General features: G+C 51.7%; 4 protein-coding genes. All 4 read right to left on the reverse strand.

The features are described from left to right. Positions 1 to 8: 8 nt before the first annotated feature. Positions 9 to 977: a PorP/SprF family type IX secretion system membrane protein gene (locus GWK09_RS01515; RefSeq protein ID WP_163691251.1), complete on the reverse strand. Its 969-nt coding sequence runs from the start codon at positions 975 to 977 to the stop codon at positions 9 to 11. A 3-nt stretch (positions 978 to 980) separates the two neighbouring features. Then, positions 981 to 2969, reverse strand: coding sequence for a T9SS type B sorting domain-containing protein (locus GWK09_RS01520; protein ID WP_239530536.1), 1989 nt, complete (start codon positions 2967 to 2969; stop codon positions 981 to 983). 49 nt (positions 2970 to 3018) lie between these two features. Continuing rightward, positions 3019 to 14892 (reverse strand): beta strand repeat-containing protein, encoded by an 11874-nt coding sequence (locus GWK09_RS01525; RefSeq protein ID WP_163691252.1) that lies wholly within the window; start codon positions 14890 to 14892, stop codon positions 3019 to 3021. Between the two features lie 421 nt (positions 14893 to 15313). Next, positions 15314 to 19045, reverse strand: a complete 3732-nt coding sequence (locus GWK09_RS01530; protein ID WP_163691253.1) for a Calx-beta domain-containing protein — start codon at positions 19043 to 19045, stop codon at positions 15314 to 15316. Positions 19046 to 19054 lie beyond the last annotated feature (9 nt).

A 19054-nucleotide genomic window follows, 5' to 3' on the forward strand; every position in this document is an offset into this window, starting at 1 on the left:
TCAGCCGATCAAAAGAAACGAGGAGATTTCAGGTTGTCCTTCACCTTGATAAAATCGTATCGAAGAATGATCTCGAAGGACCCGTCATTAAAGCGCGCGGTACCCAGCTCCGTGATCTCCCGGTCATAGGCCATGCCGATCAGGAATTCGGGCGACAGCTGGAACCCTGCCATGGCACTCACGGCTGCATCCCAGCGGTAGGCGGCTCCCATGATAAACTTGTCATTATACATGAAATTTGCCGAGACATCCACCTGTAAAGGCGCTCCCTGTACCACTTTTGACAAAAGGGTGGGTTTAAACTTCCAAAGAGGATTCATCTGGAATACATATCCCGTAATGAGATAGAAATTCATCTGTTCAGTAGCCGTAGACAGGGATGACTCCTCAAAATGAGAGGTCTGAAGAAAACGGGGTACCGATAGGCCCAGATAGTATTTATCGGTGTGGTAATAGATCCCAGCTCCTATGTTGGGGGATAGTTTGTTCTGGATATCCTGCTGGAGGGTGGGATCGGGACCTCCCGGATTGGTCCAGTCCTGGTTGAGTTCTGAGAAACGTATGTCCAGCATATGCACACTTCCCTTCAATCCAAAACTCAACCTCTTTTCCGCAGCCAGCTGGATGGTATAAGAGAAATCCACATCGAAATACGTTTCCGACGTCGGCCCGATCTGGTCATTTACTATAGAAAGGCCCATTCCTACCCCCCTATACCCCACCGGGGTGTGGAAATTAAAGGTCTGGGTCTTCGGCGCCCCTTCCAGGCCCACCCACTGGGCCCTGTAAAGAGCAGCAATGCTCAGGTGTCCCCTGGAGCCGGCGTACCCGGGGTTCACACTTACCGTATTATACATGTACTGGGTGTATTGAGCGTCTTGTTGCGCACTTATCTGCAGTGAGAAACACAGCAAAATCAGCGGGAGGCTACTTCGCACTATATTGGTTATGATGGTATTGGCTGGTTTTGGTCTCATGGGTTATCGGTTAAGGTAAATGTAGCCGGTCAGGGACTTCATTGCACCGGTATTGTCCTCAAAATCGAGGATGTAGAAATAGGTTCCTACAGGGAGTTTGTTGTCCTGGTCTATTGTCGCACGGCCCTGGGAGGTTCCATCGAAGACGTTCCCCTGGGTATTATAAGCCTTGGTCATGAAGACCTGAACCCCCCATCGGTTATAGATCTTGATGGTGTTATTGGGATAATCCTCAAGTCCGCGTATGGCCAGAACATCGTGAATCCCGTCCCCATTGGGAGTTACCACGTTAAAGACCTCAATGTCGGCCACGATGGCATTGGGTTCCAGATAGTCCGGTGTACCGTTGTTGTTTTCGTCGTCGTTGGCCCAGTTTCCATCTCCGTTATAATCCTCGTCTACGGTGGGTATACGGTCGTTGTCATCATCCGTATCCCTGTAATCCGATTCTTCATCTCCGTCATTATTTGGCAGATCCCTGTATGGGTTGTCGATCTCATCATTGACGTCCACATCTATGGTTGAACTGCCTTCATACCCGTCATCCAGACCATCGTTATCCTTGTCTGAACCGATATAGGTCACATCGGGAATACCGTCATGGTCATGGTCGTGCCCTTCAATATTATCCGGTACCCCGTCATCATCACTGTCCTCATCCACATAGTCCGGTATACCATCCCCGTCCGTATCCACCGGAAGCAGACCCAGGCTACCCCCGTTCTCATAGGCGTCATCCAGACCATTGTCGTTGACATCCTGCCCGGATGGTGGGATATATCCGCTGGTGGACTGGGCCTCCACGTTATCCGGGATACCGTCATCATCACTGTCGATATCCAGATAATCCGGAATACCATCCCCATCTGTATCCGTCGGATTGGTGAAAGGGTCGTTGTCCCCATCCAGGTTCAGGTCCTCAAAAGCGTCCACGATCCCATCATTATCGGCATCCAGGTCCACATCGGGTTCATTCACATAAATGTAAATAGTCGCAGAACCACAGTTCCCTAACAGATCACAAATGGTATAGACAAAATCATCTGCCCCCAGGAATCCCGGATTCGGAACATAGGTGATCACATCGTCAGTTGGGTCATTGGGTGTTCCGTTGTCATCCAGGATGAGTGTTCCGTTCGATGGGTTGGTCGTGGTCATGGTTCCGTTCACGGGCAGGTCATTATCGTTATTTGACCAGAATAAAATATCCACCGGGGTATCGAGGATGGTTGCCACTGCATCATCCACTAAATCGAGATAGGGTGTGACATCAATGTTCACTGTTGCCGTACTACAATCCCCGAGGGTGTTGCAGACGGTATAGGTAAAGGAGTCCGGACCGTTGTAATCGATGAATGGGGTGTACTGTACGATATCGTCTGAAGGGTCGTTAGGCGTTCCGTTGTCATCAATGACCACCGTACCATTGGAAGGATCTGTGGTCGTCAAAGTCCCTGTCCCGGGAATACCACTGTCATTCGCATAGATCGGGATAAGGGTCGACGTGTCTTCGACAAGAGTGATGAAATCATCCACCAGAGTAGCGGCCTGTTGCAGGCAAACCACCGTGAAAGAGGGTAACTCCATGGAATTACCCACCTTGGTCAGCGTAGCGGTATACCTGGTCACCGTAGTGGTTGCCGTAACGACGGGTCTCAACTGATCCCCGCTTACGGCTGGTGTCCAGCTCACCGTTGCACTGCCTGAAACATTGGCCGAAATATCAAGGGTCACCTGGTTATCGGGATTCTCACAATCTGTAAGGATAAAGTACCCAGTGGCATTGGACCCGCAAAGGGTACCGTCATAGGTTGCGTAATACACTCCGGGGGTAGAGGTCTCGTAAAAGAAGTTGGTGGAGAGTACGGTGGACGGGGCAGAGGCCTCATACCACCTGTAATTGGACTCATCACCACTATTAGGGGCCTGCAACAGAAACTGCGCATTAGATGCGAGAATCCCCAGCAATGAAAAAACAATGCTGAGGACCAAAAGCTTATATATGCGAGCTGTTTTCAAGCCTTTTAGGGTCGGTTTATCTTTATTTTACAACGAATACCACATTAATGAGGGAGTTGTAGTCTGTGGGTTGCCCAATGATATCATAGGTAAGTACGCCATTGGCATCTATACTCATGTTGGCAAACACCGTGGGGTCTGCATAGGTCACGTAGTAATAGAGCTCCGAAGCTGCATAAGTGGGCAGTGCTGCCGGTGCACCCGTACTTGCCACTGCCGGTGTTCCAAACTGGGCGATGTACTGTGCATACAAGTCTTCCGTAAATCCTACTCCATTCGCAGACGCGTCTATCGCTATGGACGGGGGATAGAAGATCCTCGCTGCCTTAGAGGTGATCGGGGCAATGGCATTGATAACCTCCTGTACAGTGGTTTCCGCTGTCGGGGAGGCCTCCCCTCCTTCATCCACATCGATGGGCGTCCTTAAAGGCACTTCATCGTCATACTGATCGTCCGTGCTTCCTGCAGCTACCTCATCGATCGCAGCCTGTACGTCGGCAGCGGTAAGGCCTGAAGCTGTATTGTCATAGGTAACCTCAGCAGCAGTCTGGTCGTCTGTACCCGGATCATCCAGGTGGGAGAGGTCTACGGTCTGACTCGTGCCGTCCTCAATACCCACAGTAAGGATATTGGTTCCTGTATCGATTGCCAGATTCGCAATGTTTTGATCATCGGTTCCTACCAGAGAAGACAGATCTACGACCTCAGAAGCACCATTCTCAATGCCGATGGTCAGGTTGGTACCTACCAGGCCGGAACCGGAAATATTCTGGTCATCTGTGCTTCCTGCAGCTACCTCATCGATTGCAGCCTGAACGTCGGCGGCGGTAAGGCCTGAAGCCGTATTGTCGTAAGTAACCTCGGCAGCGGTCTGGTCGTCCGTGCCCACCAAGGAAGACAGGTCTACTGTAGTGGAGGTTCCATTCTCTATGTCGATCTGCAGGATGTTGGCCCCGCTTAAGGAGGCTCCTGTAAGGTTCTGATCATCGGTGTTGTCAAGATATGGACTCAGGTCTACGCTGTTCCCATCCTCTATGGAGAGGGTGTTGGCAGCCAGGGTTAGGTTCTGGTCGTCTGTACCTACCAAAGAGGACAGGTCCACTACCTCCGAAGCACCATTCTCGATGCCGATGGTCAGGTTGGTACCCACAAGGCCAGAGCCGGAGATGTTCTGATCGTCTGTGTTATCCAGATAAGGGCTCAGGTCTACGCTGTTGCCATCCTCTATGGAGAGGGTGTTGGCAGCCAGGGTCAGGTTCTGGTCGTCTGTGCCTACCAAAGAAGACAGGTCGACTACCTCTGAGGCACCATTCTCGATGCCGATGGTCAGGTTGGTACCCACAAGGCCAGAGCCGGAGATGTTCTGATCGTCTGTGCTTCCTGCTGCTACCTCATCGATTGCAGCCTGAACGTCGGCGGCGGTAAGGCCTGAAGCTGTATTGTCATAGGTCACCTCAGCAGCGGTCTGGTCGTCTGTTCCCACCAAGGAAGACAGGTCTACTGTAGTGGAGGTTCCGTTCTCTATGTCGATCTGCAGGATGTTGGCTCCGCTTAAGGAAGCTCCTGTAAGGTTCTGATCATCGGTGTTGTCAAGATACGGGCTCAGGTCCACGCTGTTCCCATCCTCTATGGAGAGGGTGTTGGCAGCCAGGGTAAGGTTCTGATCGTCGGTACCCACAAGTGAGGACAGGTCGACTACCTCCGAAGCACCGTTCTCAATGCCGATGGTCAGGTTGGTACCCACCAGGCCGGAACCGGAGATATTCTGATCGTCTGTGCTTCCTGCAGCCACCTCATCGATTGCAGCCTGAACGTCGGCGGCTGTAAGGCCTGAAGCTGTATTGTCGTAAGTCACCTCGGCAGCGGTCTGGTCGTCCGTGCCTACCAAGGAAGAAAGGTCTACCGTAGTAGAGGTTCCATTCTCTATGTCGATCTGCAGGATGTTAGCCCCGTTTAAGGAGGCTCCTGTCAGGTTCTGATCGTCTGTGTTATCCAGATACGGGCTCAGGTCTACGCTGTTCCCATCCTCTATGGAGAGGGTGTTGGCAGCCAGGGTAAGGTTCTGATCGTCTGTACCTACCAAAGAGGACAGGTCGACTACCTCTGAGGCACCGTTCTCGATGCCGATGGTCAGGTTGGTCCCTACCAGGCCGGAACCAGAGATGTTCTGGTCGTCTGTTCCCACGAGGGAAGAAAGGTCTACCACTTCCGAAGCACCATTCTCAATGCCGATGGTCAGGTTGGTACCCACCAGGCCAGAGCCGGAGATGTTCTGGTCGTCTGTGCTTCCTGCAGCCACCTCATCGATCGCAGCCTGTACGTCGGCAGCGGTCAACCCTGAAGCCGTGTTGTCATAGGTAACCTCGGCAGCGGTCTGGTCGTCCGTGCCTACCAAAGAAGACAGGTCTACCGTAGTGGAGGTTCCATTCTCTATGTCGATCTGCAGGATGTTGGCCCCGCTTAAGGAGGCTCCTGTCAGGTTCTGGTCGTCCGTACCTACCAAAGAGGACAGGTCGACTACCTCTGAGGCACCATTCTCGATGCCAATGGTCAGGTTGGTACCCACCAGGCCGGAGCCGGAGATGTTCTGGTCGTCTGTTCCCACGAGGGAAGAAAGGTCTACCACTTCCGAAGCACCGTTCTCGATGCCGATAGTCAGGTTGGTACCCACCAGGCCGGAACCGGAGATGTTCTGATCGTCTGTGTTATCCAGATAGGGGCTCAGGTCCACACTGTTGCCATCCTCTATGGAGAGGGTGTTTGCAGCCAGGGTAAGGTTCTGGTCATCTGTGCTTCCTGCAGCCACCTCATCGATCGCAGCCTGTACGTCGGCGGCGGTGAGGCCCGAAGCTGTATTGTCATAGGTAACCTCGGCAGCGGTTTGATCGTCTGTTCCTACCAAAGAAGACAGGTCTACTGTAGTAGAGGTTCCATTCTCAATATCGATCTGCAGGATGTTGGCCCCACTTAAGGTAGCTCCTGTCAGGTTCTGATCGTCTGTGTTATCAAGATAAGGGCTCAGGTCTACGCTGTTCCCATCCTCTATGGAGAGGGTGTTGGCAGCCAGGGTCAGGTTCTGGTCGTCTGTTCCCACGAGGGAAGAAAGATCTACCACTTCCGAAGCACCGTTCTCGATGCCGATGGTCAGGTTGGTACCTACCAGGCCGGAACCGGAGATGTTCTGATCGTCTGTTCCCACGAGGGAAGAAAGGTCTACCACTTCCGAAGCACCATTCTCGATGCCAATGGTAAGGTTGGTACCCACCAGGCCGGAACCGGAGATGTTCTGATCGTCTGTGTTATCCAGATACGGGCTCAGGTCCACGCTGTTGCCATCCTCTATGGAGAGGGTGTTGGCAGCCAGGGTAAGGTTCTGATCGTCTGTACCTACCAAAGAGGACAGGTCGACCACTTCCGAAGCACCATTCTCAATGCCGATGGTCAGGTTGGTACCTACCAGGCCGGAACCGGAAATATTCTGGTCATCTGTGCTTCCTGCAGCCACCTCATCGATGGCAGCCTGTACGTCTGCGGCAGTCAGGCCTGAAGCCGTATTGTCGTAAGTCACCTCGGCAGCGGTCTGGTCGTCCGTGCCTACCAAGGAAGACAGGTCTACTGTAGTAGAGGTTCCATTCTCAATATCGATCTGCAGGATGTTGGCCCCGCTTAAGGAGGCTCCTGTCAGGTTCTGATCGTCTGTGTTATCCAGATACGGGCTCAGGTCTACGCTGTTCCCATCCTCTATGGAGAGGGTGTTGGCAGCCAGGGTAAGGTTCTGATCGTCTGTACCTACCAAAGAAGACAGGTCGACTACCTCTGAAGCACCGTTCTCAATGCCGATGGTCAGGTTGGTTCCCACAAGGCCGGAACCGGAGATGTTCTGATCGTCTGTGTTATCCAGATAGGGACTAAGGTCCACGCTGTTGCCATCCTCTATGGAGAGGGTGTTGGCAGCCAGGGTAAGGTTCTGATCGTCTGTACCTACCAAAGAGGACAGGTCCACTACCTCTGAGGCACCATTCTCGATGCCGATGGTCAGGTTGGTACCCACAAGGCCAGAGCCGGAGATGTTCTGATCGTCTGTGCTTCCTGCTGCTACCTCATCGATTGCAGCCTGAACGTCGGCGGCGGTGAGGCCCGAAGCTGTATTGTCATAGGTAACTTCAGCAGCGGTCTGATCGTCCGTGCCTACCAAGGAAGAAAGGTCTACCGTAGTGGAGGTTCCATTCTCTATGTCGATCTGCAGGATGTTAGCCCCGCTTAAGGAAGCTCCTGTCAGGTTTTGATCATCGGTGTTGTCAAGATACGGGCTCAGGTCTACACTATTTCCATCCTCAATAGAGAGGGTGTTGGCAGCCAGGGTAAGGTTCTGATCGTCTGTACCCACAAGTGAGGACAGGTCGACTACCTCTGAAGCACCATTCTCGATGCCAATGGTCAGGTTGGTACCCACCAGGCCGGAACCGGAGATGTTCTGATCGTCTGTGCTTCCTGCAGCCACCTCATCGATCGCAGCCTGTACGTCGGCAGCGGTAAGGCCTGAAGCTGTATTGTCATAGGTAACCTCGGCAGCAGTCTGGTCGTCTGTACCCGGATCATCCAGGTGAGAGAGGTCGACCGTTTGACTCGTACCGTCCTCAATTCCCACAGTAAGGATATTCGTTCCGGTATCGATTGCCAGGTTCGCAATATTTTGATCATCGGTTCCTACCAGAGAAGACAGATCTACGACCTCAGAAGCACCATTCTCGATGCCGATGGTCAGGTTGGTACCCACCAGGCCAGAGCCGGAGATGTTCTGGTCGTCTGTGCTTCCTGCAGCCACCTCATCGATCGCAGCCTGTACGTCGGCAGCGGTCAACCCTGAAGCCGTGTTGTCATAGGTTACCTCGGCGGCGGTCTGGTCGTCTGTTCCCACCAAGGAAGACAGGTCTACTGTAGTGGAGGTTCCATTCTCTATGTCGATCTGCAGGATGTTGGCTCCGCTTAGGGTGGCTCCTGTCAGGTTCTGATCATCGGTATTATCCAGATAAGGGCTAAGGTCTACACTGTTCCCATCCTCTATAGAAAGGGTGTTGGCAGCCAGGGTCAGGTTCTGATCGTCTGTACCTACCAAAGAGGACAGGTCGACTACCTCTGAAGCACCATTCTCGATGCCGATGGTCAGGTTGGTGCCTACCAGGCCGGAACCGGAGATATTCTGATCGTCTGTGCTTCCTGCAGCCACCTCATCGATCGCAGCCTGTACATCGGCAGCGGTAAGGCCAGAAGCTGTATTGTCATAGGTCACCTCAGCAGCGGTCTGATCGTCCGTGCCTACCAAGGAAGAAAGGTCTACTGTAGTGGAGGTTCCATTCTCTATGTCGATCTGCAGGATGTTGGCTCCGCTTAAGGTAGCTCCTGTCAGGTTCTGGTCGTCTGTGCTTCCTGAAGCTACTTCATCGATCGCAGCCTGTACATCAGTAGCGGTAAGGCCTGATACCGTATTGTCATAGGGGTTGGAAGCTGCTGTTGTATTGATTGTAACAGGTGTTCCGTCATTGTTGTTAAAAGTATAGGTTCCATTGCCATTATCTGTGACATCCGATTTACTAATGGTCTGTGGTACCCCATTTTCATTCGTATAGGTAAAAGTACCATCTCCATTGTCAGCAATGTTCGTGATGGTCTCCGATATAGTTACTGAAGCTACATTCAAATATAGCGCGCCGTCTGATCCTGCACTGATATCGTTATTGGCATCTGTGCTTATCAGGCTCGCAGACAGGGTTCCCCCGGCATCCGTTACCTCCAGTGCTCCGGCGTTCATGCCTACACCTGTATTGTATTCGTTGGTCGGGTCTGCATCCGCATCGTCCACATTAAGCGTGAGCGTATTCCCGTCTTCTATGGAAATATTACCGGGAGTATTATCTGTTGAAAGATTTTGATCATCGGTTCCTACCAGAGAAGACAGATCTACGACCTCAGAAGCACCATTCTCGATGCCGATGGTCAGGTTGGTACCCACCAGGCCAGAGCCGGAGATGTTCTGGTCGTCTGTTCCCACGAGGGAAGAAAGATCTACCACTTCCGAAGCACCGTTCTCGATGCCAATGGTCAGGTTGGTACCTACCAGGCCGGAACCGGAGATGTTCTGATCGTCTGTGTTATCCAGATACGGGCTCAGGTCCACATTGTTCCCATCCTCTATGGAGAGGGTATTGGCAGCCAGGGTCAGGTTCTGGTCATCTGTGCTTCCTGCGGCTACTTCATCGATCGCAGCCTGTACATCGGCAGCGGTAAGGCCAGAAGCTGTATTGTCATAGGTCACCTCAGCAGCAGTCTGATCGTCCGTACCTACTAAAGAGGAAAGGTCTACAATTTCTGAGGCACCATTCTCTATCCCGATAGTCAGGTTGGTACCCACAAGGCCAGAGCCGGATATATTCTGGTCGTCCGTACTTCCTGCAGCCACCTCATCGATCGCAGCCTGAACGTCGGCGGCGGTAAGGCCTGAGGCTGTGTTATCATAGGTTACCTCGGCAGCGGTCTGATCGTCCGTGCCTACCAGGGAAGAAAGGTCTACCGTAGTGGAGGTTCCATTCTCAATATCGATCTGCAGGATGTTGGCTCCGCTTAAAGTGGCTCCCGTCAGGTTTTGATCGTCTGTATTATCGAGATACGGACTCAGGTCTACGCTGTTCCCATCCTCTATGGAGAGAGTATTCGCAGCCAGGGTGAGGTTCTGGTCGTCTGTTCCCACCAAGGAAGACAGGTCTACAATTTCTGAGGCACCATTCTCTATTCCTATAGTCAGATTTGTCCCTACGAGGCTGGACCCGGAAATATTCTGATCATCGGTACCCACCAGAGAGGACAGGTCCACAATCTCAGAAGCCCCGTTTTCGATACCGATAGTAAGGTTAGTCCCTACCAGGCTAGAGCCGGAAATGTTCTGATCGTCCGTGTTGTCCAGATACGGGCTCAGGTCCACACTGTTCCCATCTTCTATGGAGAGGGTGTTAGCAGCCAAAGTCAGGTTCTGGTCATCTGTGCTTCCAGCGGAAACTTCATCGATCGCGGCCTGTACGTCTGTAGCGGTCAGTCCGGAAGCGGTGTTGTCATACGGATTGCTGGAAGCGATGGTGCTTATGGTTACGGGAGATCCATCATTATTGTCGAATGTATAGGTTCCATCCCCATTATCAGTAACATCAGCTTTATTAATGGTCTGTGGAATTCCATTTTCGTTGGTATAGGTAAAGGTACCGTCCCCATTATCGGCTATATTCGTGATCGTTTCACCAACAGCCACAGAAGCTACATTCAGGTATAATCCACCATCCGAGCCTACAATAATGTCATTATTGGCATCGGCGCTGATTAGATCGATAGTAACCGAAGTTCCTGTTTCATCGGTATACGTAAAAGTCGCATCCCCATTATTGACCAGGGTGGATATACTCGCATCACTGATCGTCGTAATATTTCCTGCAGCGTCGGTGAAGGTGTAGGTACCATCCCCATTGTCTACAAGTGCCACCGTTCCGGCCAGGGCGTTGATCTCATCGATAGCAGCCTGGACATCGGTAGCAGTCAAGCCAGAAACCGTGTTGTCATAGGGATTTGAACTGGCTCTGGTATCAATAGTTTGGGTAGCTCCCGTTTCATCCGTATAGGTATAGGTGCCATCGGCATTGTCCACTAACGTAGAGATGCTAGTATCGGTGATCGTAGTGGTATTACCTGCGGCATCCGTAAAATCGTAGGTGCCGTCCCCGTTGTCTACCAGGGAAACCGTTCCTGCTAGGGCGTTGATCTCATCGATGGCCGACTGAACATCGGTAGCGGTCAAGCCTGATGCGGTATTATCATAAGGGTTGCTCGAAGCCCGGGTATCAATGACCTGGGTGGCTCCCGTTTCATCCGTATAGGTATAGGTGCCATCGGCGTTGTCCACCAAAGTGGAGATGCTAGTATCGGTGATCGTAGTGGTATTTCCGGCAGCATCAGTAAAATCGTACGTACCATCTCCATTGTCTACCAGAGAAACAGTCCCGGCCAGGGCGTTGATCTCATCGATCGCAGCCTGAACGTCGGTGGCTGTTAAGCCCGAAGCGGTATTGTCGTAGGGGTTACTCGAAGCCCGGGTATCAATGACCTGGGTGGCTCCTGTCTCATCCGTATAGGTATAAGTACCGTCGGCATTGTCTACCAATGTAGAGATCGAGGTATCCGTAATGGTGGTCGTATTTCCGGCGGCATCCGTAAAGTCGTAGGTGCCGTCTCCGTTGTCCACCAAAGAAACCGTTCCTGCCAAAGCATTGATCTCATCGATGGCCGACTGAACGTCGGTAGCGGTCAAGCCTGATGCGGTATTATCATAAGGGTTGCTCGAAGCCCGGGTATCGATAACCTGGGTGGCCCCGGTCTCATCCGTATAGGTATAAGTACCGTCGGCATTGTCCACCAAAGTGGAGATGCTGGTATCGGTGATAGTAGTAGTGTTACCTGCGGCATCTGTAAAGTCGTAGGTGCCGTCCCCGTTGTCTACCAGGGAAACCGTTCCTGCCAGGGCGTTGATCTCATCGATCGCAGCCTGAACGTCCGTGGCCGTTAAGCCCGAAGCGGTATTGTCGTAGGGGTTGCTCGAAGCCCGGGTATCAATGACCTGGGTGGCTCCTGTCTCATCCGTATAGGTATAGGTGCCATCGGCATTGTCTACCAAAGTGGAGATACTGGTATCGGTGATCGTAGTGGTATTTCCGGCGGCATCCGTAAAATCATAAGTGCCGTCTCCGTTGTCTACAAGGGATACGGTTCCTGCCAAAGCATTGATCTCATCGATGGCCGACTGAACGTCCGTGGCCGTTAAACCCGAAGCGGTATTGTCGTAAGGATTTGAAATCGCCCTTGTGTCAATGGTGACCGGACTTCCATCATTGTTGTTAAAGACGTAGGTTCCATCAAAATTGTCAATAATATCTGACTTGCTGATGATCTGAGCAGTACCGTCTTCATTGGTATAGGTAAACGTACCATCGGCATTGTCAACCAGCGTGGTCAGTGTTTCCGCAAAGATGGTAGTCGCACCGGTTTCATCCGTATAGGTAAAACTTCCGTCCCCGTTGTCCACCAACGTGGAGATCGAGGTATCCGTAATGGTGGTCGTATTTCCGGCCGCATCGGTGAAGTCGTAGGTGCCGTCCCCGTTGTCTACCAGGGAAACAGTCCCGGCTAAAGCATTGATCTCATCGATGGCCGACTGAACATCGGTAGCGGTCAAGCCTGATGCGGTATTATCATAAGGGTTGCTCGAAGCCCGGGTATCAATGACCTGGGTGACCCCTGTCTCATCCGTATAGGTATAGGTGCCATCGGCATTGTCCACCAAAGTGGAGATGCTGGTATCGGTGATCGTAGTAGTGTTACCTGCGGCATCCGTAAAATCGTAGGTGCCGTCCCCGTTGTCTACCAGGGAAACCGTTCCTGCCAGGGCGTTGATCTCATCGATGGCCGACTGAACGTCGGTAGCGGTCAAGCCTGATGCGGTATTATCATAAGGGTTGCTCGAAGCCCGGGTATCGATAACCTGGCTGGCTCCGGTCTCATCCGTATAGGTATAGGTGCCATCGGCATTGTCCACCAGGGTGGAGATGCTGGTATCGCTAATAGTAGTAGTGTTACCTGCGGCATCCGTAAAATCGTAGGTGCCGTCTCCGTTGTCTACCAGAGAAACAGTCCCGGCCAGGGCGTTGATCTCATCGATGGCCGACTGAACGTCCGTGGCCGTTAAGCCCGAAGCGGTATTATCATAAGGGTTGCTCGAAGCCCGGGTATCGATAACCTGGGTGACCCCGGTCTCATCCGTATAGGTATAGGTGCCATCGGCATTGTCTACCAATGTAGAGATCGAGGTATCCGTAATGGTGGTCGTATTTCCGGCGGCATCGGTAAAGTCGTAGGTGCCGTCTCCGTTATCTACCAGGGAAACCGTTCCTGCCAAAGCATTGATCTCATCGATCGCAGCCTGAACATCAGTAGCGGTCAGTCCGGAAGCCGTGTTGTCATATGGGTTGCTCGCAGCCCGGGTATCGATAACCTGGGTGACCCCTGTCTCATCCGTATAAGTATAGGTGCCATCGGCATTGTCCACCAAAGTGGAGATGCTGGTATCGGTGATCGTAGTAGTGTTACCTGCGGCATCCGTAAAATCGTAGGTACCGTCCCCGTTGTCTACCAGGGAAACTGTTCCTGCCAGGGCGTTGATCTCATCGATCGCAGCCTGGACGTCGGTGGCTGTTAAGCCCGAAGCGGTATTGTCGTATGGGTTACTCGAAGCCCGGGTATCAATGACCTGGGTGGCTCCTGTCTCATCCGTATAAGTATAGGTGCCATCGGCATTGTCTACCAATGTAGAGATCGAGGTATCCGTAATAGTTGTCGTATTTCCGGTGGCATCGGTAAAGTCGTAGGTGCCGTCCCCGTTGTCTACCAGGGAAACCGTTCCGGCCAGGGCGTTGATCTCATCGATCGCAGCCTGAACATCGGTAGCGGTCAGTCCGGAAGCCGTGTTGTCATATGGGTTACTTGAGGCACGGGTATCGATAACCTGGGTGGCTCCGGTCTCATCCGTATAGGTATAGGTGCCATCGGCATTGTCCACCAAAGTGGAGATGCTGGTATCGGTGATCGTAGTGGTATTACCTGCGGCATCCGTAAAATCGTAGGTACCGTCCCCGTTGTCTACCAGGGAAACCGTTCCTGCCAGGGCGTTGATCTCATCGATCGCGGCCTGTACATCGGTAGCGGTCAAGCCTGATGCGGTATTATCATAAGGGTTACTCGAAGCCCGGGTATCAATGACCTGGGTGGCTCCGGTCTCATCCGTGTACGTATAGGTGCCATCGGCATTGTCTACCAATGTAGAGATCGAGGTATCCGTAATAGTTGTCGTATTTCCGGCCGCATCGGTAAAGTCGTAGGTGCCGTCCCCGTTGTCTACCAGGGAAACCGTTCCTGCCAAAGCATTGATCTCATCGATGGCCGACTGAACGTTGGTAGCGGTTAAGCCTGATGCGGTATTGTCGTATGGGTTACTTGAGGCCCGGGTATCGATGACCTGGGTGGCTCCTGTCTCATCCGTATAGGTATAGGTGCCATCGGCATTGTCCACCAGGGTGGAGATCGAGGTATCCGTAATGGTGGTCGTATTTCCGGCGGCATCCGTAAAGTCGTAGGTGCCGTCCCCGTTGTCTACCAGGGAAACCGTTCCTGCCAGGGCGTTGATCTCATCGATGGCCGACTGAACGTTGGTAGCGGTCAGTCCAGAAGCCGTGTTGTCATAGGTAACTTCCGCTGCAGTTTGGTCGTCGGTACCGACCAGTCCGGAAAGATCCACAGTCCGCGTATTGCCATTTTCAAGAGTAAGGGTCAGAATATTACTTGCGTCAATGCTAAAAGCTGTAATGATTTGGTCGTCTGTATTATCTAAGAAAGGCGTAAGATCAACAGACCCCCCATCTTCCAGGGTCAGGATGCTTCCTGCCAGGCTGAGGGCTTGGTCATCGGTACCTGCATTGCTGAGAGTGCTCAGGTCTACGTTTACCGTGTTCCCACCTTCAATATCCAGGGAAAGGATATTGGTGGCCGGGTTAAAACTGAAATTCTGCAGGACCTGGTCGTCCGAGGAGGTGAGCTCCCAGGTATTCCCGTCCCAGAAGTAGATCACCCCGGTATTGGTATTCACGTAAATATCTCCCGTATCGGCACCGGTTGGTGTCGTGGTACCCGGGGAGTTCACTGCGGTACCGCTGAGTACCTCGCAGTTACACTGATCCTGCAGATTCACAGTGGTCTGTGAAAACGCAAATCCCGAGACCAGAAACAGAAGAAATAGGATCTTCTTATCCATGGTTAAAAACTTAAGTATGTGCCTTTCTATTTTCACTAGATTCTTTGTGGGTTTACACCCGATACATTATTATCAACTAACAAATTTAACCTGAACCTACCCCTGTGAAAATAATTGTTGTGTACTCGATGAAATGCATGGTCTAGAACCCGATACTTGAGGTTTTGCACGAAAAAAACCTTATAATCCTTAAGGTTTCGTTGGTCGATCATCCCAATAATCATGGGCTTTATCGAAGGGTGATTTCGTAGGAATTTTCAACAAAAAACAGAAAATCTGTCTAATTGGTGGACCAGAAATGAAGGTCGAATTGTAAGGCGATTTTGGGTCCGTTTTCCCTGCTCCCGGGTGCCGGTTTTCAGGACTGAAAATATCCTGATCCGCTTACTTGAACTTTCGTACCAAAAAGCGGAAATTGGATCTAATTCGGGTTGACCCTGTAGGTGATCCGCCTGTTAGTGATCACGGTTCTTACCACGATCTCTGAGAAAGGAGAAAATTCTGAGGTAGTATTGGCTAATGTCGCAGTACCTGTTAGCAGGTTCCCTACACTTAAACCTGGAGGCGCCGGAATGCGCACTTCAAAGCGATTGGTATTATCTGTATTCCCGTCCGTATCCAAATAGGAAGAGGAACCGGCATCAGAATCTGCCCCGCTACCTTCCACGGCACTTCCCAGGTAGATCTGTCCTTCTCCGTAGTCTTTTGAGTACCCTAGCTGGTTATCCCCTGCTGTGGCAGTTCCTTCATTGATATCGGTAAGGAAAAATTCGAGGGTAGCTCCGGGGCGTGACCATCCTTTGATCACCACATTGGAGCCCTCCATGTAGGCTGCGCTGATCAGCGGGAAATTCGCAGCTCCATTCGGGCCTGTATCGCTGTCCCCATTGTCATTGAGGGTCACTCCATCCCCCATCCCGTCGGCCTGGTCGAGGTCGATCCCCAAAGCATCCGCACTGGTGCCGTTGGCGTAAATAGAGTTTTGAGAGATCAGGTTGCCGGAAGTGTTTCCGCCACCTAAAACGATCCCTGCACCCCCATTCTGATAGATGATATTTTGGGTAATGGAAGAATTGTTGCCCTCGAGCCTAATGCCCGCATTTTCGTTCTGCCCACTGCAATTGCCCCCGTTCTGTCCGGCTGTGGTAATGGTATTTTCAGTAATGGTCACCCCTCCGGCGATCCCACTTCCTTCTATGCCCATGGCACCCGATAGTTCAATGAGGTTTTGCTGTATCACCACTCCGGAACCCCCTGTGATGTTTATATTATCGGCACATGGTCCATTCCCGTTTGAAGTGATATGATTGTTTTGCACCAGAGTGGATGTTCCGCCTGCAATCCCTATGCCGGCCTCCTGATTGGTGGCGATATAATTACCGTCAATTATGGAAGCCCCATTATTCATGGAAATCCCATAGTCAATATTACCCCCATTGGCTCCGGTGGCATCTACCCCTAATAACATATTAGATACGGTAACATCACCTCCATTGATAATGAGTGCGGTGTTATTGTTGGCATAGATCGCCATATTTCTTATTACAGCAGCCGTTCCCTGAGTGGTAAGGACATTGCCGGATCCCTTGTATAACTGGATCTCGGGTAGATCAAAGGAGGGCAAATTGGTGGCAGATATCCCAACAGGGCTACCTCCGGCACCCACTGTGCCTGTATTGGTATTGCCGGAATAGGCGGTTTGTGTCCTCCCATCTATATGTGTGTTGTCACCTGTGATGGATGTCAAAGTAACCGGATTTGGTATATCTATTTCAAAATAATTCCCATTGTAATTGCCATCCGCGGGCCTTCCCAGGGCATCTCCCGCTGGCGGGATCATAAATACGGAGGTATCATCCCCCGCACCAGGATCAAAAAGGGCATTGGCCTCTATATCCAGCCCGGTTTCACCCAGGGCATTGGAATTCACAATAAATTGTTCCAGGGAGCCCTGTCCTTCTTCGTTGGTGTTGACGATGGTATTGAAATTAAATCCAAAATCCATCCCGGCGATCCCCTCATTGAGAATGGTGAAACTGGAAATGGACTGCGCATTATTCAATGTACCAGGACCAGGGTCCTCTCCAGAGGGGTCCTCCCCTCCTACACTATTGGTATCTTCGACTACAATGCTAGCCAAATAGTCGGTCTTAAAGGTTTGTACAGGGATGCAGGTGGTACAGGTACTGCCCCCGGGGCGGGTTGATCGAACGCTGTTATTCACTACCCGGACGGTATAAGCCCCATTGGCCATCCCGGCAAATACATAGCGGCCCGCGGCATTGGTCGTGGTTGTGGTCACCAGGCTTCCGCCTCCATTATAAAGTTCCACCGTGGCATTCGGAATAGGTACTCCTCCTGCCGTGGCCCTGTTGCGACCAGGACCACCTCCATAGTTGACATCCTCAAAGACAATCCCTGTGGTCAGGTTTGAAGGCACTTTCAGGGTCACCGTATTAAGGATCACGAAATCCTGGCCGGACCCCACATTCGTCGTCACAGAGGTCTCCCCTGGAGATATGAATGGGGAAATATTATAGGTATCCAGGTCTACCCCGTGGGAATTAGTATTGTTAACCACCGGAGCAGATGTATTGTCGTAATGTGTTGAGTTGAATGGGTTGATTGTGGGTAAGCCCGTGTTATCTCCGTCCCCCACCAGGTTAAAAGTACCTAACCCTGTGGTCACCGTTAAGCTTTCATTGTTGCTCAGGGTCTGGTCACCCTCCCAGGACTGCACCGTGGTCTTGGATCCGGTGGCGCCGATGGCAAAAAACCCGCTGAGGGTATAAGAAGAAGAAGAATTACTTTCCCCGCTAAAACCCTCATACACGTTGATGGTGGAAGCAGGCAGGCTGTTATCTGTGTAAAATATCATCAGGGACCACCCTCCAAGAGTAGTAGCGGTGTTACAATAGGGGTTGGTATTGTCGATGGTAAGCCCTGAAAACGTCCAAAGATAGGTAGATGGGTTGGGAACGGCCGTCACAATGGCCGTAACATCGGCCCTTCCTCCGAAAAAGGACCGGTTGGTCAGGGTAGTTCCATACAAGAACTCTGCATTTACCGTAGTCCCGTCGAAGGTGACCTGCGTATCGGGAGTAGCTCCGGAATGCGCCCAGTACAGGATAGCCTGTTCAATGGTGGCCGTAGCTGGGATAGGGCTGCTAAGGGTATTGCTGGAACTGGTGGTGATCGCACAGGTATTCCCCGTATTGGGTTCCGTCCTGAGCGTTCCCGCGGTGGAGGTATAATCCATATACCCGTCGAACTCATGGGTGAGGACCAGGGGAGCATTAAAGGCGTATTCATCATCAATGATCGTTCCTATTCCTGTATTTGAAGCTACGATCACAGAGGGATCACTCACATTGCTCAGGACCACATTAAAGGTCTCATCGATAAACTCCGGCACTGCATCGTCAATCAGCGGGACCACTATATTCTGAGTTTCCCCCGCTGTACCTGCAAAAACGAGGGTACCGCTAGTGGCTGTATAATCGCTTCCTGCCAGGGCTGTACCGTCGCTGGTTGCATAGTCTACAGTTAGACCGCCTGAGACTGCCTTGGTCAAAATCACTGTAAAGGTGGCCGTACCGTCGTCCTCATTGACGGTCACGTTGTCTATGGTGATATTTGGAGGAAAGTTTCCGCTGAAGATCACATTGTCCACAAAAATGATCTCCCCATTGCTCCATCCCCCGCTATCTGTAACGAATCGGATCTCAGAGTTCGCTGAGATCTCATTCGCTGCCAGACTATAGTTCACAGTGCCTGTTCCATTCAATACAGCCACTTCATTCCATCCAGTGCCGTTCCACAACTGCACGGCAATACGCTCATTCCCACTGGTTCGGTTATAGCTCATTGTGAGGGTGACCCCGGTTCCTCCGGTCATATCCAGGGTACGGCTGATCTCAGCACCATCCATGTTCTCAAAACGAAGCTGGTTGGAATTGATCTGTATCCTTCCATTATTGAAGTCCCCATCCTCGTTATCAACCCAATCCGCCGAAAAGCTGAGGGTTCCATTATTATTGGAGTAGGATGCGGTATTGAAATTGTCCCAAAAGGTATCCTGCCCGAACAGCAGGGAACCCTGGAAACATACTATTCCCAGAATCAAAAACTTCAGACTCTGTCTAAATCTCATCTTTTGTGG

This window comes from Muriicola jejuensis (assembly GCF_010671595.1).
GTDB lineage: Bacteria > Bacteroidota > Bacteroidia > Flavobacteriales > Flavobacteriaceae > Muriicola > Muriicola jejuensis.

Bases quoted from the DNA above. Each gene is read 5' to 3' on its own strand.
- GWK09_RS01515 (WP_163691251.1), bottom strand. From the start codon at position 977: ATGAGACCAAAACCAGCCAATACCATCATAACCAATATAGTGCGAAGT.
- GWK09_RS01525 (WP_163691252.1), bottom strand. From the start codon at position 14,892: ATGGATAAGAAGATCCTATTTCTTCTGTTTCTGGTCTCGGGATTTGCG.
- GWK09_RS01530 (WP_163691253.1), bottom strand. From the start codon at position 19,045: ATGAGATTTAGACAGAGTCTGAAGTTTTTGATTCTGGGAATAGTATGT.